2 protein-coding genes are annotated in these 1307 nt (G+C 38.3%); both read right to left on the bottom strand.

Annotated features, from left to right (window positions below; all coding sequences use genetic code 11):
* Window positions 1-226: 226 nt before the first annotated feature.
* Entirely contained in the window at window positions 227-616 is a 390-nt protein-coding gene (locus tag O3682_RS11685; protein WP_371510183.1) for a hypothetical protein, read from the bottom strand.
* Between the two features lie 28 nt (window positions 617-644).
* Window positions 645-1307: RHS repeat domain-containing protein (locus tag O3682_RS11680; RefSeq protein WP_371510182.1), on the bottom strand; the 663-nt coding region annotated here is incomplete at its 5' end.

The raw sequence follows: 1307 nt of genomic DNA, 5'->3' as shown, positions 1-1307 counted from the left end.
GGGAAGGGGATGGGTGGAACCTGGGGAAATTGAATTGTTAAATAACAAAAACATCATTGCTTAGGCTGTCTGAAAAGTTTTTTCAGACGGCCTGAATAAGTCATTGGAACAAGAAACTATATGCATACCTTTCGCACCAAACATGCGGGTTACGGCCTGTCTTGGCTATATAAAAATTATCACAATGCTCTTTTGGGTTATGCATTTATGATTTACTAGTACTTATTCAATAAATAGCAATATCTCCAATACCGTATTCTATAATTTTCATATCATCAGTTATCTTTATACCTCTTCCATGCTCCACGTCTTCTTCAATACGATAAAGTAAACCGAAAATAGTATTTTTATCATTCTCTTCAGATAGAATATAAATATTCATTAGTTGAGAAACAATATCTTTAGAAAATTCCTTATTTATTCTCTCATGAGCCAACGGATACCAAATATTTGATTTATCGATGAATCCAATAATTTTCTTTTGAAAGCTATTGCTCAATGGTTCATAGGCGGCGTCAAGTTCATCCGATATAATTAAGGTTACGGGGTTGGATTCTTCTGGTATGTTAATAACCATCTGATAATCTTCATCAAAAACTATTTTTTTCAAAGTCATAATAAACCTCTTTAAATTAAATAATTAATCAGCATCGTCCTAATTTCTTTTTATGTCGCTTAGTCAAATTACTGGCTTTCTTCTTAGCTTCTGGTGTTTCATATTTTACTCCATGAGCTTTTTCAAAATCACTAACCGAACCAGCATGTGGGAATTTGGCCTCATGATCTTTCCTTGTAACTAATTGCATTTTAGCTCTATTACTTTGAGAATCATAATCTACATGATGCCAAGTAACATCGCCATATTTTGCACGATGTGCACCTTGTGTTGCTGTTCCTCTTGCTCCATGTATTCCGGCTTCAGCATTAGCCGCTTTAAAATCGGCTCCACGACTACCCTGCATGTAAATAGTTACTTCTTTAATTACTTGATTTGAAGGGAATGTCACATGTGATAAAGCCAACCCCAACGGGTCAACCCACCTCTGCATGTTCGGCGCAAACTGATAAAAATTCTCCCCGCCCAACAACCCAATCGGATCCTGATTAACAAACCGCCCTGCATCAGGCTCGTAATACCTGAAGAAGTTGTAATGCAGCCCCGTTTCAAGGTCGGCATATTGGTTTTGCAGGCGGAACGGTTGGTAGGCGTTATCCGTTACCTTGGTTTCCTCTTTCAGACGACCCCAGCCGGTGTAGTCACTAAACCAAACCAGATTGCCGTCTTTATCGGTCATCTCGCGTGGGAT

It is taken from the genome of Neisseria sp. 27098_8_112 (assembly GCF_041433235.1).
In the GTDB taxonomy this organism is placed as follows: Bacteria; Pseudomonadota; Gammaproteobacteria; order Burkholderiales; family Neisseriaceae; genus Neisseria.
Note: the sequence above shows the minus strand (reverse complement) of the source record. Positions and strands in the feature narration are given on the sequence as shown.

Coding starts and splice junctions, on each gene's coding strand:
- O3682_RS11685 (WP_371510183.1), bottom strand. CDS start 616: ATGACTTTGAAAAAAATAGTTTTTGATGAAGATTATCAGATGGTTATT.